This window comes from Thermomonas sp. XSG (genome assembly GCF_014678725.1).
Taxonomy (GTDB): Bacteria; Pseudomonadota; Gammaproteobacteria; order Xanthomonadales; family Xanthomonadaceae; genus Thermomonas.
The window spans coordinates 1,574,095-1,598,442 of the sequence record NZ_CP061497.1; the positions used below are offsets into that span (position 1 = coordinate 1,574,095).

The 24,348-nt window shown below is 69.4% G+C and carries 18 protein-coding genes and 1 tRNA gene; 16 read left to right on the forward strand and 3 right to left on the reverse strand.

Annotated features, from left to right (window positions below):
- Positions 1-21: 21 nt before the first annotated feature.
- On the reverse strand, positions 22-543 hold the full coding sequence (locus ICG51_RS07385) for a c-type cytochrome (RefSeq protein WP_190279769.1): 522 nt from the start codon (positions 541-543) through the stop codon (positions 22-24).
- 288 nt (positions 544-831) lie between these two features.
- On the opposite strand from ICG51_RS07385, the gene ICG51_RS07390 reads away from it, so the two are divergent.
- The 7 genes from ICG51_RS07390 (at position 832) to ubiA (ending at position 11,294) form a co-directional block, all read left to right on the forward strand.
- Entirely contained in the window at positions 832-6,120 is a 5,289-nt protein-coding gene (locus tag ICG51_RS07390; protein WP_190279770.1) for a hypothetical protein, read from the forward strand.
- A gap of 59 nt (positions 6,121-6,179) precedes the next feature.
- Complete coding sequence (locus ICG51_RS07395) at positions 6,180-7,394, forward strand: TIGR03032 family protein (protein WP_223809392.1); 1,215 nt, start codon at positions 6,180-6,182, stop codon at positions 7,392-7,394.
- The gene (locus ICG51_RS07400; RefSeq protein WP_190279771.1) at positions 7,391-7,828 is read left to right on the forward strand and encodes an EF-hand domain-containing protein; all 438 of its coding nucleotides are present in this window, start codon (positions 7,391-7,393) and stop codon (positions 7,826-7,828) included. Before ICG51_RS07395 ends, ICG51_RS07400 begins: the two co-directional genes overlap by 4 nt.
- Positions 7,825-8,364, forward strand: a complete 540-nt coding sequence (locus ICG51_RS07405) for a hypothetical protein (RefSeq protein ID WP_190279772.1) — start codon at positions 7,825-7,827, stop codon at positions 8,362-8,364. The genes ICG51_RS07400 and ICG51_RS07405 overlap by 4 nt, the downstream gene beginning before the upstream one ends.
- A gap of 62 nt (positions 8,365-8,426) precedes the next feature.
- Entirely contained in the window at positions 8,427-10,076 is a 1,650-nt protein-coding gene (locus ICG51_RS07410; RefSeq protein ID WP_190279773.1) for a M4 family metallopeptidase, read from the forward strand.
- A gap of 121 nt (positions 10,077-10,197) precedes the next feature.
- A tRNA-Arg gene (locus ICG51_RS07415) sits at positions 10,198-10,274 on the forward strand.
- 96 nt (positions 10,275-10,370) lie between these two features.
- The gene (ubiA, locus tag ICG51_RS07420) at positions 10,371-11,294 is read left to right on the forward strand and encodes a 4-hydroxybenzoate octaprenyltransferase (RefSeq protein WP_190279774.1); all 924 of its coding nucleotides are present in this window, start codon (positions 10,371-10,373) and stop codon (positions 11,292-11,294) included.
- 16 nt (positions 11,295-11,310) lie between these two features.
- Here the strand turns inward: ubiA and ICG51_RS07425 are convergent, their stop codons facing one another.
- On the reverse strand, positions 11,311-12,033 hold the full coding sequence (locus ICG51_RS07425; RefSeq protein WP_190282404.1) for a ComF family protein: 723 nt from the start codon (positions 12,031-12,033) through the stop codon (positions 11,311-11,313).
- Between the two features lie 49 nt (positions 12,034-12,082).
- Here ICG51_RS07425 and bioB point away from each other — a divergent pair, with 49 nt between their 5' ends.
- Both bioB and bioF read left to right on the forward strand, forming a co-directional pair.
- Positions 12,083-13,117: a biotin synthase BioB gene (bioB, locus tag ICG51_RS07430; RefSeq protein ID WP_190279775.1), complete on the forward strand. Its 1,035-nt coding sequence runs from the start codon at positions 12,083-12,085 to the stop codon at positions 13,115-13,117.
- A 1-nt stretch (position 13,118) separates the two neighbouring features.
- The gene (gene bioF, locus ICG51_RS07435) at positions 13,119-14,339 is read left to right on the forward strand and encodes an 8-amino-7-oxononanoate synthase (RefSeq protein ID WP_190279776.1); all 1,221 of its coding nucleotides are present in this window, start codon (positions 13,119-13,121) and stop codon (positions 14,337-14,339) included.
- Positions 14,340-14,378: 39 nt separating this feature from the next.
- Here the strand turns inward: bioF and ICG51_RS07440 are convergent, their stop codons facing one another.
- On the reverse strand, positions 14,379-15,851 hold the full coding sequence (locus tag ICG51_RS07440; RefSeq protein WP_190279777.1) for an NAD-dependent succinate-semialdehyde dehydrogenase: 1,473 nt from the start codon (positions 15,849-15,851) through the stop codon (positions 14,379-14,381).
- Positions 15,852-15,968: 117 nt separating this feature from the next.
- On the opposite strand from ICG51_RS07440, the gene bioH reads away from it, so the two are divergent.
- Genes bioH through ICG51_RS07475 form a run of 7 tightly spaced genes read left to right on the forward strand, consistent with a single transcriptional unit; the run spans position 15,969 to position 24,348 of the window.
- Entirely contained in the window at positions 15,969-16,736 is a 768-nt protein-coding gene (gene bioH / locus ICG51_RS07445; RefSeq protein WP_190282405.1) for a pimeloyl-ACP methyl ester esterase BioH, read from the forward strand.
- Entirely contained in the window at positions 16,733-17,653 is a 921-nt protein-coding gene (bioC, locus tag ICG51_RS07450; protein ID WP_190279778.1) for a malonyl-ACP O-methyltransferase BioC, read from the forward strand. Before bioH ends, bioC begins: the two co-directional genes overlap by 4 nt.
- On the forward strand, positions 17,650-18,642 hold the full coding sequence (locus ICG51_RS07455; protein ID WP_190279779.1) for a multidrug resistance efflux transporter family protein: 993 nt from the start codon (positions 17,650-17,652) through the stop codon (positions 18,640-18,642). The genes bioC and ICG51_RS07455 overlap by 4 nt, the downstream gene beginning before the upstream one ends.
- Before the next feature lie 54 nt (positions 18,643-18,696).
- A complete protein-coding gene (locus ICG51_RS07460) occupies positions 18,697-21,795 on the forward strand; it encodes a response regulator (RefSeq protein ID WP_190279780.1) in 3,099 nt (1,032 codons plus the stop codon).
- Positions 21,768-22,616 carry a CheR family methyltransferase gene (locus tag ICG51_RS07465; protein WP_223809575.1) on the forward strand — a complete coding sequence of 283 codons (849 nt, stop codon included), beginning with the start codon at positions 21,768-21,770 and terminating at the stop codon, positions 22,614-22,616. The genes ICG51_RS07460 and ICG51_RS07465 overlap by 28 nt, the downstream gene beginning before the upstream one ends.
- Entirely contained in the window at positions 22,613-23,191 is a 579-nt protein-coding gene (locus ICG51_RS07470) for a chemotaxis protein CheB (RefSeq protein WP_190279781.1), read from the forward strand. Before ICG51_RS07465 ends, ICG51_RS07470 begins: the two co-directional genes overlap by 4 nt.
- Positions 23,188-24,348 (forward strand): hybrid sensor histidine kinase/response regulator, encoded by a 1,161-nt coding sequence (locus ICG51_RS07475; protein WP_190279782.1) that lies wholly within the window; start codon positions 23,188-23,190, stop codon positions 24,346-24,348. Before ICG51_RS07470 ends, ICG51_RS07475 begins: the two co-directional genes overlap by 4 nt.

The window sequence follows — 24,348 nt, forward strand, 5'->3', positions numbered from 1 at the left end:
GGCTGGCGTGCGGTGCGCGGCTTACTTGCTCTGCGACACCATCCACTCGACCACGGCCTTCATCTGGTCGTCGGTCAGGGCCGGGTTGCCGCCCTTGGCCGGCATCACCCCGGCGGTGCCGGTGAAGCCTTCGGTGGCCTTCTTGATCAGCATCTCCACGCCCTGCTCAGCCGCGCGCGCGCCGATGCCGGCGGCGTCAAGCTTCGGGGCGCCGCCGACGCCGGCGGTGTGGCAGCCGGCGCAGGGGCCGTTGTTGAAGATCTCCGCGCCATCGGTGCGGCCATCGAACGGCACGTTGGCGGTCTGTGCAGCGGAAGCCGCCGCGGCGGCGGCAGCCTGCGCCGCGGCGCCCGTGGCGCCGGCATAAACCGCGCCCACCGGAGCGATGCGGTCCTGCAGGCTCTGCTTGGCCACCGCGCTTTCGGGGTACTCGACCTTGCCGTTGAGGTGGCGGGCGAACAGGATCAGGCCCAGCGCCAACAACACCAGGAAAGCGATCACCATCGAGAAACGCTTGAGGAAAGCCAGGTCGTGAGTCCGCATGTTGTTCCCGCGCAGTCGTGGCCTTTTTCGGCCGCCAAGCCCCGGATTATTCCAGAACCGGCGCTGCGGCGCGAGGTTTGCGGTGGAAACGCCCGCGCGGCGGGCGTCCCGGCAAGGCGTGCGGGCAGTCACGCTATTGACACGGCCAATCGCAAGCAGCGATAAAGGACCACTGAGCAGACGCCGGGGAGGGTGGTTTGTTCGATGTCCCTCTCCTGCCTCGGCGCTGCTGGCGGAACCATCCGGTCCCGCAGTCGCACCCTTGAATTTCTGGCTTCGGGAGATGGCATGAACGACATTCGGATCGTCGGTACGCGTGGCAAGGGCGTGCGCAACCCGCGCGCGGTCAAGCTGGCCCCCATGGCGCGCGCAGTGCGTTCGGCGCTGGCGGTTTCCGCGATGACGTTCGCGCTCGGGGTGTCCACCGGCGCGCACGCCGCGGCCGCGACGCCTGCCGTGCAGTTGCAGCCTGCCACTCGCGCCGCGATCGACCTTGCCCCGGTGTTCGACCTGACCGTGGTGGGTGCGGGTCCGGTGGCGTTGGCCATCGACGTGACCGACCCCGGCGACATCGTGATCGAAAACGCCGACCCGATTACCGAAGTCGATCCTTATGGCGCCACCGCCATCCGCGGCTACAGCGACGACGGCACGGTGGGGATTTCCAACGCGGCCACCGGCACCCTGCAGGTGTCTTCGCTGTACGGCGATGCCATCGGCATCTATGGCTACAGCGCCACGGGTGATGTGTCGATCGACAATGCGGCCGATCTCACCGCGGTGTCCGAATACGGCCTCGCCGATGGCATTTTCGCCTCCGGCGCTGACGTGGCGGTGACCAACAGCGGCGATATCGTCGCCGCCAGTGCTTACGGCAGCTGGGCCGCCGGCATCGAGGCGCAGGGCAGCGGCACGACCGCCATCGACAACAGCGGCGATGTCACCGCTTTCGCGGCTTACGGCCAGGCCTTCGGCCTGTATGCCACCGGCGCCGACGTGACCGTCGTCAATGATGGCACCGTGATCGCCCAGGGCTATCTGGCGACCGGTGTCGAAGTGCAGTCGTCCGGTGACCTGTCGGTCATCAACGGCGGCGACATCATTGCCGGGATGGCGTATTCGTCGGCTCTTGCGAGCGGCATCAATGCCGTCAGCAACGGTGAGGGCGCTGCGGTCGCGGTGTCCAGCGATGGACTGGTTGTCGCCCAGGGCTACTACGGCGCAACCGGCATCGGGGCCACCGCCAGCGGCCAGGGCGGCACGGCCAGCGTCAGCAACAGCGGTGACGTCTATGCGCTGCAGGCCAACAAGTACGGCTACGGCGCCTACGGCATCTCCGTCTCCGCGGATAGCGACGCCGGCGTCGACAACGGCGGCCTGGTGGTCGCCTACTCCGCGGGCGCGGCCACAGGCGTAGCGGCGCTGTCATTCGCCGGCGATGCCCATGTTGTCAACAGTGGTGACATCGAAGCCACCAGCATCGCGTCGGTCCAGTACGGCGCCACCGGCATCGTGGCGTTCGGCGCCAATGGCAGCGCCACGGTGGAGAACAGCGGTTCGGTCACTGCTACCGCTGCGGGCGTTCTTTATTCCCAGGCGCGCGCGATCGATGCGCAGGCGCTGGGCGACGTCACCGTGGCCAACAGCGGCTCGCTGTTTGCGGACGGCAAGTATGCGTACGGCGTGTATGCGGTCTCCGGCAGTGGGGACCTGGCCGTGAGCAACGCCGCCAGTGGCGAGATCGGCTTCTATTCCTATTACGCCAGGGGGACCGGCGTGTTCGGCGTGGCCACCCAGGGTGACGTGGCGATCGACAATGCCGGGCAGATCGCCGGCTATGCCTACGGCCAGTCGGTCGGCGTGTTCGCCGTCGCCAGCCAGGGGAGCGTCAGCGTCCACAACGGCGGCGCCATCGACGTGGCCAGCTATCAGGGCGTCGCGGCGGGCATGTTCGCGCGCGCCGACTACGGCGTGGCGACGGGCCAGAACGACGGCACCCTCAACGCCTATTCCGAGTACGGCACCGCCTTCGGCATGCTGGTCCGCGGTGACCACGCCGAGGCCGGCAACAGCGGCGACATCGAAGCCAGCGGCTTCTATGCGGCGACTGGCATCGCCGCCAGTTCCTACTACGGCACCTCGGTCAACAACGCCGGCGGCAGCATCTTCGCCATCGCGGTGGGCGAGGGCATCGGCGTCGACGCGCAGTCGCTGTATGGCGACGTCATGGTGGACAACGCCAGCAGCATCGAGGCCGTGGGCGTCGTCCTGGGCGCGCGTGGCATCCAGGCTGTCAGCGGGGAAGGCGATGTCGATGTGGTGAACAGCGGCGAAATCTACGCGGGCTCGCTGTACGGCGATGCGATCGGCATCTACGGGTACAGCGTGGCCGGGGACGTGGCCATCGACAACGTCGGTGACATCACCGCGGTCTCCTATTACGGCCTGGCCGACGGCATTTTCGCCTCCGGCGCCAGCGTAGACGTTGCCAACGCCGGCGCGATCATCGCGGCGGGCTACAGCTGGGCAGCCGGCATCGAGGCGCAGGGCGCCAGCGATGCCGTGGTCCAGAACAGCGGCGACGTCTATGCGGTGGCCATGGGACCGGGCGGGCAGGCGTTCGGCCTGTACGGCACCGGCGGCGACAGCCTGGACATCGGCAATAGCGGCAGTCTGGAAGCGCAGGGCTATTACGCCACCGGCATCGAGGCGAGCGCGCTGGGCGACATCACGGTCGACAACGGTGGCAGCATCATCGCCGGCTATGCCAATGCAGACGGTGGCTTCTACAGTGCGCTTGCGACCGGCATCAATGCCAACAGCAATGGCGAGGGCGCTTCGGTGGAGATCGCCAGCAGCGGAGACATTGCTGCGGTGGGTTTCTTCGGCGCCAGCGGCATCTCCGCCACCTCGAGCGGCCAAGGCGGGATCGTCCACGTGGGCAACGACGGCAACATCGAGGTCCTGCAGGGCAACAAGTACGGCTACGGCGCCTATGGCATCTTCGCTTCGGGCGACGGCGATACCGGAATTTCCAACCACGGCACCGTCAGCGCCTACTCGGCCGGTGCGGCAACCGGCGTAGCCGCGCTGTCGTTCGCGGGTGACGCCCATGTGGTCAACAGCGGCGACATCGAGGCCACCAGCACGGCCTCGGGGTACTACGGCGCCACCGGCATCCTGGCGTTCGGCGCCAACGGCTCCGCGAGCGTGCAGAACAGCGGTTCGGTCACCGCCACTGCGGCCGGTCTCCTTTATTCCGAAGCCCGCGCGGTGGATGCGCAGGCGCTCGGCGACGTGGCCGTGGCCAACAGCGGCTCGCTGTATGCGAATGGCGAGAAGTACGCGTTCGGCGTCTATGCCATCTCCGGCAGTGGCGACCTGGCGGTCAGCAATACCCCCAGCGGCGAGATCGGCTTCTATTCGTACATCGGCCGCGGTTGGGGCGTGTTCGGCGTAGCCACCCAGGGCGATGTGGCGATCGGCAATGCCGGCGATATCTCCGGCTACGCCTACGGCCAGTCGGCCGGCGTGTTCGCCGTCGCCAACCAGGGCGATGCCAAGGTCACCAGCAGCGGCGACATCGCGGTGGCAAGCGGCAGCGACGTGGCGGTGGGCGCATTCGCGCGCGCCAACAACGGCACCGCCAGCGTGACCAACAGCGGCGACATCGAGGCGATGAGCGGCTACGCCGCCTACGGCGTGATGGTCCGCGGCAAGAACGCTGTGGTCACCAACAGCGGCAGCATTTCCGCGGAAGGCTACCTGGCCTCCATCGGCGTGTTCGCAGGTGGCACCACCAGCACCACCGTCAACAACAGCGGCTCGATCCATGCTGGCGCGGCGGGCTTCAACGCCGGCGTGATGTTCGGCAATGCCGCCGGCAACGTGCTCAACAACACCGGTTCCGGCGTCATCTCCGCCAGTGGCGACGAGGGCTACGCGTTCGCGGTGGTGGGTGGCAGCGCTGGCGACACCATCAACAACAGCGCGCGCATCCTTGGCGCGGTGTCGATGTACGGCGGGGCCGACGTGTTCAACAACAAGGCCGGCGGCGTCTGGGACATCGGCGGCAGCTACAGCACCGATTTCGGCAGCGGCGACGATGCGATCAACAACCTGGCCGGCGGCACCATCCGCCTCGCCGGCGGCGCGCTCAGCCTGGGCAGCAGCGTGGCGGGCAACAGCTTCGCGAACGCCGGGACCATCAAGGTGGTGGGCGATGGGAACCTGATCGACATGGGCACGGCCGGCGCCGGAGCGAACCCGCTGCCGCTGGCCAACAACGGCGTCATCGACTTCGTGGACAGCAGCACCGACGACGTGCTCTATATCGGCGGCCACCTGGGTGGCAGCGGTGCGATCCACCTCGACCTCGACCTGACCAACCTGGCCAGCGACCAGCTCTACGTCGGCGGCAACATGGCCGCTGGCGCTGCGCAAACCGTCAACGTGCGCATCACCGAGATGCCGACCACCGCCAGCACCACGGCGGTGGAGTTCGCGCATGTCGCCGGTTCCTCGGCGGCGGGTGCGTTCGTGGGCGGCAAGGTGCTGGGTTACGACGAATCCAATTTCCTGGACATCGGCGCCCGCACCAGCCGGCTTGCCGGCGCGGGCGGCAGCGCCAGCTTCCTGGTGGCGCTGGATGTGCTGGGCATGAACGACACCGGCGCGCTGGCCGCGACCACCGCGACCGCCGCGGCAAGCTTCCTCAACAGCCAGGTCGGCACCTTCCGCCAGCGCCTGGGCGTCAATCCCTATGGCGATGCCGACAAGGTGATGAACGCCTTCGTCCGCTTCTACTCCAGCGAGGGCGACCTGAACCCGGCGCATCATGCCGGCAACTTCGGGCAGGCGGGCGGGTTCGGCTTCGCCCAGTCCAACTGGGGCCGGGAAGTGGGCATCAATGCCAATCTGCCCGGCAATGTCCATGCCGGTGTCGTGTTCGGCAATGCCGACAGCCGCCAGCGCCTGAATGCGGGTGTCGGTGAGAACCGGATGGACGGCACCACGGTTGGCGCCTATGCCACGTGGTATGCGCCCGGCGGTTTCTACGTCGACCTGAGCGGTCGCTGGATGGCCTCGGACGTCCGCTCGACCACCATGGCCGGGGTCATGGCCGGCCGCGTCCACGCCCAGGCCACCAGTCTGGAAGCTGGCTACGAGTGGCAGTTCGGCAGCTTCAATCTGGTGCCGCAGGCCCAGTACACCCGCACCAAGGTGGATGGGCTGGATGCGCTGCATGGCGAAATGGCGAGCTTCCAGTCGCACGGTGGCACCTTCGAGCAGGGGCGCCTGGGTGTCGAGTTCAACCGCAGTTTCGATGCGGCCGGGCTGCGCTGGACGCCGTATGGCTCGATCAATGCGATCCGCGAGTTTGACGGCAAGACCACCTACACAGTCGCCGACAACTTCTTCGGCAGCACCAGCACCAAGGGCACCAGCACGATGGCAGAGCTGGGCCTGGGCGTGCAGAAGGGGCGCTTCGGTTTCGGACTGGGCTTGAACTGGACCGATGGTGGCGCGTACAAGAGCATGGTCGGCGGCCAGGCCAGCGCCCGCTTCTCCTGGTAATCCGCCACCGCCGGCCCGGTGTGTCCGGGCCGGCGATCGCACAGCAGTCTGGACGCCACGTGGTCAACGAAAATAAGCAAGACGCAACCGATATCCAGGCCAACCAGGATGGCCCCGAGCTGGAGGTCGGCCTGGACGCTGTCGCCCCTGCGGCGGCAACGCAGCCGAACGCGGCGGCGGATCCCGCCCAAGCGGCCGGCACGCCTCGCGACATCACCCGGCTGAAAGTGGAGAAGAGCTGCTCGCGCGGCCTTGCCGGGTGGCTGGCCCAGCACCGGCTGTCCCTTGCCATCACCTCGTACCAGACCGGCCGCATCTATCTGGTCGGCAGCGACCAGCAGGGCCGGGTCTCGTTCTTCGAGCGCATCTTCGAGCGCGCCATGGGCGTGGTCGGCAATGCCCAGCGCATCTACCTCGGCGGGCTGTACCAGCTGTGGCGGTTCGAGAACGTGCTGCGCCCGAACGAGATCATCCACGGCCAGTTCGACAAGTGCTACGTGCCGCGCAACGCGCAGACCATCGGTGACCTCGACATCCACGAACTGGGCATCCGCAAGGATGGCCGGGTGGTGTTCGTCAACACCAAGTATTCCTGCCTGGCCGAACTCAGCCCCACCCACAGCTTCAAGGCGATCTGGAAGCCGAAGTTCATCAGCAAGCTGGCGCCGGAAGACCGCTGCCACCTGAACGGGCTGGCGATGGTCGATGGCGAGCCGAAGTACGTCACCGCGGTGTGCAAGAGCGACAGCGTGGACGGCTGGCGCGAGCGCCGCCGCGACGGAGGCGTGGTGATCGACGTGCAGACCGACGAGATCGTCTGCGAAGGCCTGTCGATGCCGCATTCGCCGCGCTGGCACAACGGCCGGCTGTGGCTGCTCAACGCCGGCACCGGCCAGTTGGGCTGGGTGGATTTCGCCACGAAGGCATTCGTGCCGCATGCCTTCGTGCCCGGCTTCGCGCGCGGCCTGTCGATCATCGGCAACGTCGCCGCGGTGGGCCTGTCGAAGCCGCGCAACCAGCGCTTCGAAGGCCTGCAGCTGGACGACGAGCTGAAGCAGCGCGACGCCGAGCCGTGGTGCGGGGTACAGATCATTTCGCTGGCCAATGGCGACGTGCTGAACTGGATCCGCTTCGACGGCGACATGGGCGAGATCTTCGATATCGCCTTCCTTCCCAACGTGAAGCAGCCGATGATGATCGGCCTGCGCACTGCCGAGATCCGCGACCTCATCACCTTCGAATCCGCCATTCCCGCGGAGGTGCCCGCGGCATGACCTGCCATCTCGCCATCGCCGCCTTCGCGCTGCTGCTGTGCCAGTCCGCCCAGGCCCAACAAATCAAGCCGGCCACCGGTCAGCCAGTCTCCGCCAGCGCCGATCCGGCTGCCGGCACGTTCAAGGCATGGGACAGGAATGGCGACGGTCAGCTGTCGCTGGTCGAGTTCCGCGCCGGCTGGCAACGGGCGCAGGCGCTGGCGAAAACCCAGGCCGCCTTGGCCCAACAGTTCGCGGCCATCGACGCCAATCACGACCGCGGCATCGACGCCGAGGAGTACCGCAACCTGGTGCTGGTGAAGAACGCGGGCAAGGATGCACCGCCACTGGCGCGGTTCGACGCCGACGCCAGCGGCAAGCTGGGGTTCGCCGAATACGTCAGGCTGGTGGAGGCGCTGGCACCGAAGCCGGCGGGCCGGGACGCCGGCAAGTGAGCGTCACGTTCATCCCGGTCTGGAAGCAGGTGACCCCGGCGCTCGCAGGGGAGTTGGCCGCTTTCTGGCGGGAACACCGGGCCATTGGCAACCAGGCCGAGGCTGAATTGCGCGCCCAGCAGGTGGTCTGCATCGCCCGTGATGAGGCCGGTGCGCTGTGTGGCGTCGGCACCGCGATCGTGAAGGTGCTGCCGCGGCTGCGCCAACCCACCTATTACTACCGGCAGTTTTTCGCCAGGTCGCTGCGCGGCCGGCAACAGGAGCTGGCGTTTTTCCAGCGCTGCAAGCAGCTGCTGCAGGATTACAACAGCGACCTGCCGCAGCCGGAGAGCCTGGGCATGCTGCTGGAGATCGAAAACGCCAAGATCGCGTCGGCCTACCGCCGCGCGGTAGAGCCGGGATTCGATGCGGTTTTCATCGGATACTCGCCGCGGGGGCTGCCGTTGCGGGTGTCGTATTTCGCCAACGCCTGCCTGTTGTCACCGGCGCCGATCCAGGGGCGGCGAGCCGGTCGGGTTGCAGTAGCGTCAAGTTGAAGGGGTTTCCAACAATCATTCCCGACGCAACAGTCGGGTCGCACACCAGGGAGAACGCAACAATGAAAGTCCAAGCAAGTCTGCTGTGCCTCGCCATCGTCTCCGCACTTGCCACCGCGCAGGCTGCCGCCCCGACCGACAAGCAGTCGCCCGAGGAGAAGGCGGCCGCGGTGCGTGCGGCCGTGGTCGCGCGTGCGAACGCGCTGGTGAGCAGCAACCCGGGTGCGGTGCACCGCGCCAACGCCGACGTGTTCACCGTCAGCGATGTGGTGGTCGACGCCAATGGCAGCGAACATGTCCGTTACGAGCGCACCTTCGACGGGCTGCCGATGATCGGCGGCGACTTCGTGGTGCATTCGCGCGATGCCAAGCTGGGCGGATTCAGCCAGATGCTGAAGTCCAGCGCGCGCCCGGGTCTGGCCGAGCGCATTGGCGCCGACGAGGCGATCGTCGAGGCGGGCGCGGTTTTCCCGGTCAAGTTCACCGAGGCGCCGACCGCGCGCAAGGTGGTCTATGCGCGCAACGCTTCGCCGGTACTGGCGCATGAAGTCGTGTTCCACGGCTTCAAGCCGGACCAGACGCCGACCGAAATGCATTACGTGGTCGATGCCACCAGCGGCAAGATCATCGACCAGTGGGATGGCATCCACACGGCCAAGCCCGGCTCGGGCGGCGGCAGCTGCACCGCGACCGCGGCGGTCGGCACCGGCAAGACCCTGATGGCCGGCAACGTCGTGCTGAACACCAGCATGTGCGGCACCAGTTACCAGATGGTCGACGTGTCCCGCGGCAGCGGCGCCACCCACAACATGGCGATGAAGACCTCCGGCATGGGCACGCTGTTCACCGCCTCCGTCAACACCTGGGGCAACAACCTGCTCAGCAACTCGCAGACCGTTGCCGCCGACGCCCACTACGGCGTTGCCACCACCTGGGATTACTTCAAGAACGTGCACGGCCGCAACGGCATCGCCAATGATGGCAAGGGCGCGATCAGCCGCGTCCACTACGGCCGCAACTACCAGAATGCGTTCTGGAGCGATTCCTGCTTCTGCATGACCTTCGGTGACGGCGACAACGGCGCGTCCATCTATCCGCTGGTGGCGATCGACGTGGCCGGCCACGAGATGTCGCATGGCGTGACCAGCCGTTCCGCCAACCTGATCTACAGCGGCGAGTCCGGTGGCCTGAACGAGGCGACCTCCGACATCTTCGGGACCATGGTCGAGTACTACGCCAACAACGCCTCCGATCCGGCCGACTACGTGGTGGGCGAAGAACTGTTCCCCAACAACGCCAGCATGCGCAACGCGATCCGCTGGATGTTCAAGCCGAGCCTGGACGGCGCCTCGCCGGACTGCTACAGCTCGACTCTGGGCAACCTCGACGTGCACTACAGCTCCGGCGTGGCCAACCACTTCTACTACCTGCTGGCGGAAGGCGCGGTGGTGCCGAGTGGTTTCGGCGCGGGCACCTGGGCCAACCTGACCCCGGCGTCGCTGGTCTGCAACGGCAACACCTCGCTGGCCGGCATCGGCCGCGATGCCGCCGGCAAGATCTGGTACCGCGCGCTGACGGTGTACATGACCTCCAGCACCAACTACGCCGCCGCGCGTACGGCGACCATCAACGCGTCGACCGACCTGTACGGTGCAAGCTCCGCCCAGACCAATGCGGTCAAGGCGGCGTGGAGCGCGGTCAGCGTCAACTGAGCAGCCTGCACTTTGCTACACGGAACGGCCCGCGCAAGCGGGCCGTTCCGTTTCCGGGGCAGCCAAATACGCCTGAACCGTGCGAGAATGCCCGCCTTGCTGCCGCCACCGGCAGCGCGACGCGCCCGTAGCTCAGCCGGATAGAGTAGTGGCTTCCGAAGCCATTGGTCGGGGGTTCGAATCCCTCCGGGCGCGCCATTTTTTCAATGGAGGATCGTCTTGATCCTTCCGGTTCGGCGCCAACGTTCCGCTGGCGATTGCGCCTTGCGATCACATCGAATCCGCGCATCCACGATGGCCAACGACCGAAATCCCCTGCCCGCTTCCGCCACCGAGCCGCATTGGCGCGTGCGCCTGCGCCTGTACTGGGCGCTGGTTCGCGGCGATCGGCCGATCGGCTGGATGCTGCTGCTGTGGCCGACCTGGTGGGGGCTTTGGATCGCCGCCGACGGGGTGCCGCCACCATGGCCGCTGCTGGTGTTCTCGCTGGGGGTTTGGCTGACCCGTTCGGCCGGGTGCGTGATCAACGACTACGCCGACCGCTGGCTGGATGGCAGCGTGGAGCGCACCAGGCATCGGCCGCTGGCCACCGGCGCGGTATCCGGGCGCGAGGCGCTGGTGGTGTTCGCGGTGCTGATGCTGGTGGCGTTCGCGCTGGTGCTGACGCTGAACCGGCTGACCATTTACATGAGCGTGGTCGGGGTGCTGCTGGCGGCCAGCTATCCGTACCTGAAGCGTTACACCTATCTGCCGCAGGTCTACCTGGGAATGGCCTTCGGCTGGGGCATCCCGATGGGCTTTGCGGCGCTGACCGGTGCGGTGCCGCCGGTGGCGTGGGTGCTGTACGTGGCCAACATCTTCTGGGCCACCGCCTACGACACCTGGTATGCGATGGTCGATCGCGACGACGACATCCGGATGGGGTCGAAGTCCACCGCGATCCTGTTCGGCGAGATGGACCTGGCGGCGCAGGGAGTGCTGTACGCCTGCATGTTCTTCGCGCTGGCGCTGGTCGGCCGCGAGGCCGGCATGGGCGCCTGGTACTGGGGGGGCATGGGCGCCGCGTTGGTGCTGGTGGCCTGGGAGTTCGGGCTGGCGCGCGGGCGCGAGCGCGCGGCCTGCTTCCGCGCCTTCCTGCACAACAACTGGGTGGGGATGGCGCTGTTTGCAGGCATCGCGCTGGATTTCGCCCTGCGCGCGAAGGTGGTTGCGGCCTGAACGCCGGGGTGGCGGCTCAGGCCACGCGCGCACACACCCACGCATCGATACGCGCCACGCCGGCCGCACGCAGGGCTTTGGCGGCGGCGTGCAGGGTGGCGCCGGTGGTCATCACGTCGTCGACCAGCGCCACGTGCGCCGGCAATGTCGCCCGGGTATCCACGCAGAACGCGCCGCGCAGGTTGCGGCCGCGCGCGTCCGCGTCCAGCCGCGACTGCGCGCGGGTAGCCTTGCAGCGGTGCAGCAGCCGGGCGTGCAGCGGCAGGTCCAGCGCCTTGGCCAGCGGCCGCGCCAGTTCCAGCGTCTGGTCGTAGCCGCGCCGGCGCAGCCGCCCGCCGTGCAGTGGAACCGGCACCAGCGCCTGCGGGCGCGGCAGGCCGCTGAAATGCTCCGCCATGCACTGCGCCAGCACCCGCCCGGCTGCGAAATCGCGATGGAACTTCAGCCGCGGCAGCAGTCGATCGAGCGGGAATGCGTAGTCGAAGGCGGCATGCGCCGCGTCCAGCGGCGGCGACTGGGCGACGCAGGCCGGACAGGTGGCGGGTTCAGGCATCGGCAAGGCGCAGCGCGGGCAGGCGTGGCGCTGGCGCGGCAAGGTGGCGTGGCAGGCGCCGCAGAGGTCACGGTCCGGCAGGCCGGGATCGCCGCAGACCAGGCAGCGCGGCGGGAACAGCCAGCACAGCGGCGCGCGCAGTCTGTCAACTTTGCTTGATCCTGATTGGTTGACGGCAGTCGGCATGCGTTCCAGACTGCCCGCCTTCGCGCCCTGCGTCAGTCGGAAAACCCCCATGCCCGAGGTCGTCGCTTTTCCCATCCGCCATGACTGGAGCCGCAGCGAAGTGGAAGCGCTGTTCGCGCTGCCCTTCACCGAGCTGCTCCATCGCGCCGCCAGCGCCCACCGCCAGCACTTCGACCCGAGCGAGGTGCAGGTGTCCACCCTGCTGTCGGTGAAGACCGGCGGCTGCCCGGAGGATTGCGCTTACTGCCCGCAGGCGGCGCGCTACCACACCGGCGTGGACGCGACCAAGCTGATGGACCCGGCCGAGGTGGTGGAGAAGGCGCGCCAGGCCAAGGCCGCCGGCGCTTCGCGCTTCTGCATGGGCGCGGCCTGGCGTTCGCCGAAGGACCGCGACATCCCGAAGGTCGTCGAGATGATCCGCGAGGTGAAGGCGCTGGGGCTGGAGACCTGCGCCACCCTCGGCATGCTCAGCGGCGGTCAGGCGCGCGCGCTGAAGGACGCCGGGCTCGACTACTACAACCACAACATCGACACCGACCCCGAGTTCTACGGCGACGTGATCCACACCCGCCAGATGCAGGACCGCTTCGACACCCTCGCGCGGGTGCGCGATGCCGGCATGAAAACCTGCTGCGGCGGCATCGTCGGCATGGGCGAGTCGCGCCGCCAGCGCGCCGGGTTGCTGATGACGCTGGCCAACCTGCCGGCGCACCCGGATTCGGTGCCGATCAACCGGCTGGTGCAGGTGGAAGGCACGCCGCTGCACGGCACCGTCGAGCTGGATCCGTTCGAATTTGTGCGCACGGTCGCAGTGGCCCGGATCCTGATGCCGAAATCGATGGTCCGGCTGTCCGCGGGCCGTGAGACGATGTCCGACGAGCTGCAGGCGCTGTGTTTTGCCGCAGGGGCGAATTCGATCTTCCACGGGGAGAAGCTGTTGACCACCGGCAATCCGGATACCGGGCGCGACCAGGCGCTGTTCGAACGCCTCGGCCTGCGACCGATGCAGGTCGACGCAGTGCGCGACGACAGCATCGACGCCTGCACCGCCACGGTGCATGCCGGCATCACCGAAGCGGCCTGAAATGGCACGCGAGTCGCTGCCCGCCCGCATCGCCGCGCAGCGTGAACGACGCGCCGCCGAGCAGCGCATCCGCGTCCGCCGCAGCGTGCTGCATCGCGACGGCGCACGCTGCGAGGTGATGGGCGCCGACGGCGTGCCGCGCTGGCTGCTGAATTTCTGCGGCAACGACTACCTGGGCCTGTCGCAGCAGTTCGCGGTGGCCGGGGCCTTGCAGGACATGGCCTCGCGCGAGGGCGCCGGCGGCGTCGCCTCGCACCTGGTCTGCGGCCACCATGCCGCCCACGAAGCGCTGGAGCGCGAAGTCGCCGAATGGCTGGGCGTGCCGGCGGCGCTGCTGTTTGGCAGCGGCTACCTGGCCAACCTGGCGGTGCTGCAGGCGCTGCTGGGCAAGGGCGATGTCTGCGTGCAGGACCGGCTCAACCACGCCAGCCTGATCGACGGCGCGCAGCTGGCCGGCTGCGCCCTGCGCCGCTACCCGCATGCCGACGCCGAGGCCGCCCTGCGGCAGCTGCGCGCCTGGCCGGATGGCGCCGCGCTGCTGGCCACCGACGGCGTGTTCAGCATGGACGGCGACATTGCGCCGCTGAAGCAGCTTGCGCTGGTGGCGCGGGTGCAGCGCGCGACCCTGTACGTGGACGACGCCCATGGCATTGGCGTGCTGGGCGAGGAGGGCCGCGGCAGTATTGATGACGCCGGGCTGGACAGCGCCGCCGTGCCCCTGCGCCTGGTCACCCTGGGCAAGGCGCTGGGCAGCTATGGCGCTGTAGTCGCCGGCGAGGCCGACCTGGTCCGCCACCTGGCCGAAACCGCGCGTCCCTATATCTACACCACCGCGCTGCCGCCGGCGCAGGCCGCCGCCTCGCTGGCGGCGGTCAAGCTGGCGCGTCGCGAGCACTGGCGTCGCGAGAGGCTGGCTGCGCTGGTGCAGCGCTTCCGCGCCGGCGCCCGCCGCCACGAACTGGAACTGCTGCCTTCCGATACGCCGATCCAGCCGCTGCTGTGCGGCGCCGATGCGGACGCGCTGGCGATGGCAGCGGCGCTGGAGCGGCAGGGGTTCTGGGTGGCGGCGATCCGTCCGCCCACCGTGCCGGAGGGCGGTGCGCGCCTCCGCATCACCCTGTCGGCCGCGCATACCGAAGGCGACGTCGACAAGCTGCTGGACGCGTTAGCGCGCGCGCGAGACTACGCGCGGGCCGGCGTGTTCGCCGCTGCCGGCACCTGAGGCAGTGGCGCCGCGCGTTCGCCTCGGCGACGCTGCGCGCTACACGCCGCCGATGCAGACGTACTTCAGCTCGGTGTAGTCGTCGAGGCCGTGCTTCGAGCCCTCACGGCCGCTGCCGGACTGCTTCACCCCGCCGAATGGAGCCACCTCGGTGGAAATCAGCCCGGTGTTGATGCCCACCATGCCGGCCTGCAGCGCCTCCGACACCCGCCAGCTGCGGGCGAGGTCGCGGGTGTAGAAATACGCCGCCAGCCCGAACGGCGTGGCGTTGGCGCGGCGCAGTACCTCTTCTTCGCTGTCGAAGCGCAGCAGCGGCGCCACCGGGCCGAACGTTTCCTCGCGCGCCGGCAGCATGTCGTCGTTGGCATCCAGCAGCACGGTGGGTTCGAAGAAGGTGCCGCCCAGCGGGTGGCGCCGGCCGCCGATGGCGAGGCGCGCGCCCTTCGCCAGCGCATCGGCGATGTGCGCTTCGACCTTGGCCAGCGCCTTGGCGTCGATCAGCGGTCCCTGGTCGGTGTCACCCCGCAGGCCGTCACCCACCCGCAGCGCACGCACCGCCGCGACGAGTTTTTCCGCGAACGCCTCGTAGACGCCCGCCTGCACGAACAGCCGGTTGGCGCAGATGCAGGTCTGCCCGGTGTTGCGGAACTTGCTGGCGATGGCGCCTGCCACTGCGGCATCCAGGTCGGCATCGTCGAACACGATGAAGGGCGCGTTGCCGCCCAATTCCAGCGACAGCCGCTTGAGGTCGGTCGCGCACTGCGCCATCAGCTGCTTGCCCACCGCGGTGGAGCCGGTGAAGCCGAGCTTGCGGACCTTCGGGTTGGCGGTCATCTCGGCACCGATGGCGGGCGCGTCGTCGCCGGTCACGATGTTCATCACGCCCGGCGGCAGCCCGGCGCGTTCGCCGATCACGCCCAGCGCCAGCGCCGAGAACGGCGTCTGCAGCGCCGGTTTGCAGACCACCGTGCAGCCCGCTGCGAGTGCCGGTCCCAGCTTGCGGCCCAGCATCGCCGAGGGGAAATTCCACGGCGTGATCGCGGCGACCACGCCCACCGGCTGGCGCAGGGTGAGGATGCGCTTGTCGGCGGCATGGCCGGGGACGGTGTCGCCGTCCATGCGCTTGGCCTGCTCGCCGAACCATTCGAAATAGCTGGCCGAATACGCGATCTCGCCCAGCGCTTCCGCCAGCGGCTTGCCCTGTTCGGCGGTCATCAGCACGGCCAGGTCGTGCTGGTGCTGCATCATCAGGTCGTGCATCCGGCGCAGTACCTGCGCCCGCTGTTTCGCGGGCATGCCGGCCCATGCCGGAAAGGCGGCGTGGGCGGCATCGATGGCCTGGCGGGTTTCCGCCGCGCCCATGTCCGGCACCGTGCCCAGCAGCGCCCCGCTGGCGGGATTGCGCACTTCGCAGCGGCCGCCGGCGTGCGCGTCGCGCCATTGCCCGGCCACCAGCGCCTGCTCGCGCCACAGCCCGGAATCGGCGAGGGATGGCTGGCGGCTGGCATGCATGAGGGGCTCCAGTGGCTGGGTGATCCGCCCACGATACGGCGGGCGGGATCGGCTTCGCGCGATAATGCGCGGTTCCGGAACCCGCCGCGCGCTGTTGGCGCGAGATCAATGAACAAGCTGCATGTGGAAATCGCGGGCAGCGGTCCGCCGCTGGTGCTGCTGCACGGCTGGGCCATGCACGGCGGCATTTTCGCGCCGCTGGTCGAGGCGCTGCACGCGCACCGCACCCTGCACGTGGTGGACCTGCCCGGCCACGGCCACAGCCGTGACAGCGGGGTGCCGCTGCAGCTCGACGCTTGCGCGCAGGCGCTGCTGGAATCGCTGCCGGTGGCGCCGTGGTGCGGCTGGTCGCTGGGCGGGCTGGTGGCGCTGCGCGCGGCGTCGCTGCAGCCGTCGCGCGTGCCGGCGCTGGCGATGGTCTGCGCCACGCCGAAGTTCGTGGTGGCCGCGGACTGGCCGCAGGGCATGCCAGCCGAGGTATTCCACGGCTTCGCCGATGGCCTGCGGCTGGACTGGCAGGCCACCATCGACCGCTTCATCGCGCTGGAGGCGTTCGGCTCCGACCACATGCGCGAGGAGCTGCGGATGCTGCGCGACGCGGTGCTGGCGCACGGCGAACCGTCGCCGCGGGTACTGGCGGAAGGCCTGCAGGCGCTGGAAACCGGCGACCTGCGCGAGAGCCTGCCGGCGCTGGCCATGCCCAGCCTGTGGATCAGCGGGCGTCGCGACCGGCTGGTCAATCCCGCGGCGATGCAGGCCGCCGCCGCGCTGGCAGCGGATGCGCGCTACCTCCAGATCGAGCATGCCGGCCACGCGCCGTTCCTGACCCACGCAGATGCCGTGGCCGATGCGATGCTGGGCTTCCTCGCGGAGGCAGGCGCATGAGTGCACTGTTCGACGCCCGGCAGGTGCGGCGCGCGTTCTCGCGGTCGGCGGCCAGCTACGACGCGGTGGCGCAGCTGCAGCGCCTGGCCGAGGCGCGGCTGATCGAATCGCTGGACTACCTCGACGATCCCGCGCTGGCGCGCAAGCCGCCGCAACGCGTGCTCGACCTCGGCAGCGGCACCGGCCACGCCAGCGCGCTGCTGCAGCAGCGCTGGCCGAAGGCGGAGATCCTGTCGCTGGACCTGGCCCTGCCGATGCTGCGGCAGGCGCGCGCCGCGTCGAAGCCGTCCCCGCGCTGGCTGCCCAACCCGTTCGCGCGCGCGCCGGTGCAGGTCTGCGCCGATGCGCGCCAGCTGCCGCTGGCCGACGGCAGCGTGGATGTGCTGTTCTCCAACCTGTGCCTGCAGTGGGTGGAAGACCTCGACGGCGTGCTCAACGGCTTCCGCCGGGTGCTGAAACCGCAGGGCCTGCTGTTGTTCTCCACCTTTGGCCCGGAAACCCTGTGGGAACTCCGCGGCGCGTTCGCGCAGGCGGACGCCGCCCCGCACGTCAGCCCGTTCGTGGATACCGCGGGCATCGGCGATGCGCTCGTCAACGCCGGCTTCTTCCAGCCGGTGGTGGATCGCGACGAGGAGATCACCGTGTATCCGGACATGCCGGCGCTGATGCACGAGCTGCGGGCGCTGGGCGCGACCAACGCGCTGGCCGGACGCCGCGCCACCCTGACCGGGCGCGGGCGTTTTGCCGCCGCCGCCGCCGCGTATGAAGCGCATCGCCTCGATGCCGGCCTGCCGGCGACCTGGGAAATCATCAGCGCGATGGCCTGGGCGCCGGAGCCGGGCGCGCCGATCCGCGAGGGCGGCGCCGACCTCGCGGCGGTGCCGGTCTCGCGCATCCCGATCCGGCGGCGCGGATGAGCCCGTCGCGACGCGCCCTGCTGGCGGTCGGACTGTCGCTGCTCTCGGCGCTGTTCTTCACCGCCACCTACGTGCTCAATCGCGCCGCGGCGCTGGAGGGCGGGCACTGGGCCTGGACCGCGGCGCTGCGCTATCTGTTCGTGCTGCCGCTGATGCTGCCGCTGATGCCGTGGCAGGGCGGGGTGGCGCCGGTGTGGAAGGCCATCCGCGCCGCGCCCGGCGCGTGGCTGCTGTGGAGCGGGATCGGGTTCTTCCTGTTCTACGTGCTGCTCTGCCATGCCGCCGCCAGCGGTCCATCGTGGCTGGTCGCGGGCACTTTCCAGGTGACCGCGCTGGCCGGGATGCTGTGCGCGCCGCTGCTCTACGACGATGCGCGCGCGCGGATCCCGCGTGCCGGCTTCGCGGTGGCCGCGCTGATCGTGGCCGGCGTGCTGCTGATGCAGCGCGGCCATGCGCACGGCGCGCTGGATGCGCAGGCGTGGGTGGCGCTGGCCTGCGTGGCCGCCAGCGCGTTCGCCTATCCGCTGGGCAACCGTGGGCTGCTGCTGCACCTGGAGAAACGGGGTGTCGAACTCAATGCCACCCAACGGGTGTTCGGCCTGACCCTCGCCAGCCAGCCGGCATGGCTGGCGCTGTCGCTGTGGGCGTGGACGCAGGCGGGGCCGCCGCCCGCGGCGCAGGTGGGGCTGGCGTTCGGGGTGGCGCTGAGTGCCGGCGTGGTCGCCACCATCCTGTTTTTCCAAGCCACCGGCATGGTCCGAGACAACGGCACCGCACTGGGCGCGGTGGAGGCGATGCAGGCGGCGGAGGTGCTGTTCGCTGCGCTGCTGGGTGCATTGTTCCTGGGTGAGGCCTGGCCGCGCGACCAGGCCCTGCTGGGTGCGCTGGTGGTGGTGGCGGGCATCGCCCTGTTCGCCTGGGTGGTGGCCCGCGAGGCCGCCCGCGATCATCGCGAGCTGCGTGCCCTGCGCAGCGATCGCGGGAGTTGACGCGGTCTCCACGCACGAGGGGTTAGGCTAGGGCGTTTCCCAACGGGTCTGCGCATGCCCCCCCAAGACATCCGGCAGCAAGCCGCCTGGATCGCCATCGTCCTGACCCTCGTGGTCACCCTGCTGCTGGATGCGATCACCCCGCTGGGTTACGCGGAATGGTGCATGTACTTCGTGGCCGTGGCGCTGGCGTTCTTCCAGGAGCGCCCGCGTGGGCCGCTGCTGGTGGCGGCCATCGCCACGGTGCTGCTGGCCTTCGGTAGCTGGCTGTCGCCGGACGGGATCGATCCGTTCATGGCCAACCTCAATCGCGCCATCGGCGCGGCCGGTTGCTGGGTCCTGGCGTGGGTGGTGCGCGATGCGCTGCTGGCGCGCGTGCAGGTGAACGAAGCGCTCTGGCTGGAGGAAAGCCTGGCCGAGCTGATGGTGGCGCTGCGCGGCACCCAGACGCCGGAGGCGCTGGCGCGCAATGCCCTGGCGGTCCTCGCCTCGCGCCTGGAGGCGCCGATTGGCGCGCTGTACCACAGCACCGACAGCGAACTGGTGCTGGTGGGGGGGCTGGCGGTGCCGCCGACGCAGCCGCGCAGCTTGCGACCGGGCGAAGGTGCAGTCGCGGAAACCGTACGCAGCGGCCGCGCGCAGCGCATCGCGCCGGTGCACAACTCGCATCTGGTCCTGTCCACCAGCCTGGGCACCAGCAGCCCTGGCGAACTGCTGCTGGCGCCGGTGACGGTGGATGGCGAGGTTACCGGTGCCTTCGAGCTGGGCCGCATGGGCAGATCGCGGATTTCGCCCGGGTTGGAGCTGAAGCTGATCCGCGCCGCCGGCGAGCCGATCGGGGTGGCGCTGCGCGCCGCCAACGTGCGCCAGCAATTGCTGGACCTGCTGGAGGAAACCCAGCGCCAGGGCGCGGAGCTGCAGGCGCAGCAGGAAGAGCTGCAGGTGGCCAACGAGGAGCTGGAGGAACAGAGCAATTCGCTGCAGCAGTCGCAGGTGGTGCTGGAGGCCCAGCAGGCCGAGCTGGAGCAGACCAATGTGCACTTGGAGGAGCGCACCCGCGAGCTGGAGGCGCAGCGGCGCAGCCTGCTGGCCGCGCAGGCCGACCTGGAGCGCAACGCGCACGCGCTGGCCGAAGCCAGCCGCTACAAATCCGAGTTCCTGGCCAACATGTCGCACGAGCTGCGCACGCCGCTCAACAGCGCGCTGATCCTGTCCAGGCTGCTGGCCGACAACAAGCCCGGCACGCTCACCGAAGAGCAGGTGCGCTACGCCAAGGCCATCCATGCCTCCAACAACGACCTGCTGGCCCTGATCAACGACATCCTGGACCTGTCGCGGATCGAGGCCGGGCACGTAGACCTGGCGGCCGAACCGCTCGACCTGCAGTGGGTGGCCACCCGCCTGCGCGAGATCTTCCAGCCGCTGGCCGCGGACAAGGGCCTGGACCTGCGCATCGAGGGCGACTTCGATGCCAGCGGCGTGGGCGACGTGAAACGGCTCAAGCAGATCCTCAAGAACCTGCTGGCCAACGCCATCAAGTTCACGCCGCGGGGTGAGGTGTCGCTGCGGCTGCAGGCGCGTGGCGACCGGCTGGTATTCGACGTCAGCGACACCGGCATCGGCATCGCGCCGGACCAGCAGGACGTGATCTTCGAGGCGTTCCGCCAAGCCGACGGCAGCACCAGCCGGAGTTTCGGCGGCACCGGCCTGGGGCTGTCGATCTCGCGCGATCTGGCGCGGCGGATGGGCGGCACCCTGAGCGTGCGCAGCGCGCCGGGCGAGGGCAGCTGCTTCACCCTGGAGGTACCGGCCGACATGAGCGCGGCCGCGCATGCACTCGAGATCCGCGAGGCCGCGCCGGCCCCCGCGCCGGCCGTTATCACCCCGCCGGCCAAGGCAACCGCGCCAGCCGGGCAGGATCCGCACGCGCTGCCGGCGATGGGACTGGTGCCGGACGACCGCGCCTGCCCCGTGCGGCTCGGCCGGATGGTGCTGGTGGTGGAGGATGAGCCCGCATTCGCCGCGGCGATGCTGGATATCGCCCACGACCTGGACTTCGACTGCGTGGTGGCCGCAACCGCCGAGGAGGCGATCGCCCTGGCCGGCGAGCTGGCGCTGTGCGGCATCCTGCTCGATATCGGCCTGCCAGACGGCTCCGGCCTGGGCGTACTGGAGCGGCTCAAGCGCAACCCTGCCACCCGCCATATCCCGGTGCACGTCGTGTCGGCACTGGACCGTACCCAGCTGGCGCTGGAAATGGGCGCGGTGGGCTACCTGCGCAAGCCGGCCACGCGCGAGATGCTTGGCGGCGCGCTGCGCGAACTGGAGTCGCGCAGCCGGCGCGAGGGCCAGCGCCTGCTGATCGTCGAGGACGACGCCGGCCTGCGCGCCAGCCTGTGCGAACTGCTGGCGCGCGATGGCTTGGACATCGTGGCGGTGGGCAGCGTGGATGAGGCGCGGCAGGCGCTGGCGGACGCACGCTTCGACTGCGTGGTGACCGACCTGGCGTTGGACGACGGCAGCGGCGACGCGCTGCTGGAGCAGATCGCGCGGGGACACGGTGCATCCGCGCCGCCGGTCATCGTCTACACGGGGCGTGCGCTCGGGCGCGAACAGGAGCAGCGCCTGCGCCGCTTCTCCAAGAGCATCATCATCAAGGGTGCGCGTTCGCCGGAGCGGCTGCTGGACGAGGTCACCCTGTTCCTGCACAGCGTCGAGGCGCAGCTGCCGGGCGACCAGCAGCGCCTGCTGGCCGAGGCGCGTCGCCGCGATAGCGCGCTGGACGGCCGCCGCATGCTGCTGGTGGAAGACGACGTGCGCAACATCTTCGCGCTGTCCCACGTGCTGGAACCGATGGGCGTGCAGCTGGAGATCGCGCGCAACGGCCGCGAAGGGCTCGAGGCGCTCGAGCGCCAGAGCTTCGATCTGGTGCTGATGGACATCATGATGCCGGAGATGGACGGACTGGAAGCGATGCGCCGGATCCGCGCGCAACCACGCCTGGCCGACCTGCCAATCATCGCGCTGACCGCCAAGGTGATGAGTGACGACCGCCAGCGCTGCTTCGACGCCGGCGCCAGCGACTACATCGCCAAGCCCATCGACGTGGACAAGCTGGTCTCGCTCTGCAGGGTCTGGTGTTCGCGGCCGTGAACGAGGAGGCGCTGTTCGACCTGGAAGTGCGGCTGTTGCTGGAGGCGCTGTTCCAGCGCTACCACCACGATTTCCGCGACTACGCCATGGCCTCGGTGCGACGGCGGGTGCGCCAGGCCATGCAGCGGCTGGACTGCCAGCGCGTGTCCGACCTGCAGCACCGCATCCTGCACGAGCCGGATGCGTTCGCGCAGGCACTGCCGTCCTTCACCGTGCAGGTTTCGGAGATGTTCCGCGACCCCGCCTACTTCCTGGCGCTGCGCGAGCACGTGGTGCCGGTGTTGCGCACCTATCCGTCGCTGAAGCTGTGGGTGGCCGGCTGCAGCCATGGCGAGGAAGTCTGGTCGCTGGCGATCCTGCTGGCCGAGGAGGGGCTGCTGGAGCGCACCCTGATCTACGCCACCGACATCAACCCGCAGGCGCTGCGCGCGGCCGAAAGCGCGACTTACGAGACCCGGCGGATCACCGGCTTCAGCCGGAACTACCAAGCTGCCGGCGGCACCGGCTCGCTGGCCGATTACTACAGCAGTGCCTATGGCCGCGCGGTGTTCGATCGCCGCCTGCGCAAGCACGTGGTGTTTGCCGACCACAGCCTGGCCACCGACGCGGTGTTTTCGGAAGTGCACATGGTGTCCTGCCGCAACGTGCTGATCTACTTCAATGCCGGGCTGCAGGACCGCGCGATCGGCCTGTTCCGCGAGGCCCTGGTGCATCGTGGCTTCCTTGGCCTTGGCAGCCGCGAGTCGCTGCGCTTCGGCGCCAATGCCGACGCGTTCGAGCCGCTGGTGCCGGCGCAGAAGCTGTTCCGGAAGCGGACATGAGCCTCCTGCAACCGACGCCGCGGGCGATCGTGATCGGTGCTTCCGCCGGCGGCGTGCTGGCGGTGCGCGAACTGCTGTCCGGCCTGCCGGCCGACTTCCCCTGCGCGCTGCTGGTGGTGATCCACCTTCCTCGCGGGCGCCCCAGCCAGCTGGCGGAAGTGATGGATGGCGCCGTTGCCCTGCCGGTGATGGAAGCCGAGGACAAGCAGCCCATCCTGCCCGGCCAGGTGCTGCTGGCGCCGCCGGACTACCACCTGATGGTCGAGGACGACGGGCACGTGGCGCTGTCGGTGGATGCGCCACCGATGTACTCGATGCCGTCGATCGACGTGCTGTTCGAATCCGCCGCGCATGTCTGGCAGCATGAACTGCTGGCGATCGTGCTGACCGGCGCCAGCGCTGATGGTGCGCAGGGCGCGGCCGCGGTCCGTCGCGCCGGGGGGCGGGTGTGGGTGCAGGATCCCGGCGAGGCGGAAATGCCGATGATGCCGGCAGCGGCGCTGGCGGCCGCGGGCGCCGATGCCGTGCTCACGCTGAAACAGATGGTCCAGCAACTGGCGGGGGTGGGTCGATGAATCTGTCGCAGGCGGAACCGGCACCGTTGCAGGCGAACGTGCTGGTGGTGGACGACGTGCCGCAGAACCTGATGGCGATGCGCGCGATCCTGGAGGACGAGGGCCTGTCGGTGCTGACCGCCGAATCCGGAGCGCAGGCACTGGAGCTGCTGCTGACGCATCCCGTCGCGGTGGCGCTGCTCGACGTCAACATGCCGGAGATGAACGGCTTCGACCTGGCCGAGCTGATGCGCGGCTCCAGCCGCACCCGCGAGGTGCCGATCATCTTCCTGACCGCCTCCCCGCGCGACCTGCGCCGGATGTTCCGCGGCTACGACAGCGGCGCGGTCGATTTCCTGTACAAGCCGGTGGAGCCGCACGTCATCCTCAGCAAGGTGCGGGTATTCGTGGAGATGGCCCGCCAGCGCGAGCTGATGCGGCAGAACAACGAGCGCCTGGCGCGCGCGCTGTCGCTCAACGAAACCATGATCGCGGTGATGACGCACGACCTGCGCACGCCGCTGTCGGTGATCAGCCTGTGCGCCGAATCGCTGGAACTGATGCCGCCGGAAACCGACCGCAGCCGCATCGCCGGGCGCATTCTCGACAGCGCCCACCGGATGGCGCGGATGATCGCGCAGCTGCTCGACTTCTCGAAGATCCGTTCCGGCGTGCTGCGGCTGGAGCCACGCGAGGGAGACCTGCGCGCGGTCGCCGACGAAGTGGCCGAGGAATTCCGCCAGTCGGCGCCCGGCGTGGCGGTGGACGTCACCTGCGAAGGCACGCTGGGCGGACGTTTCGACGTGGACCGCATGGCCCAGGTGCTGTCCAATCTGGTGGGCAACGCGGTCCGCCATGCCGCGGACGCGCGGGTGTCGCTGCGCCTGGACGGCAGCGACTGCAGCCGCCTGCAGGTGCAGGTGCGCAACCGCGGGCACATCGACGACGAACTGCTGCCGCGCCTGTTCGAACCGTTCAAGGGTAGCTTCCAGGCCTGCAGCGGGCTGGGCCTGGGGCTGTACATCGTCGACCAGTTCGTGCGTGCGCACGGCGGCGAGGTGGCGGCCGGGAACCGCGGCGGCGAGGTGGTGTTCAGCCTGTGGATCCCGCGCCAACCTGCCGCCACGCCGCTTGCCGGCGACGTGCGCCCGCACGCCGCGCCGCTGCCGCTGGAGTAA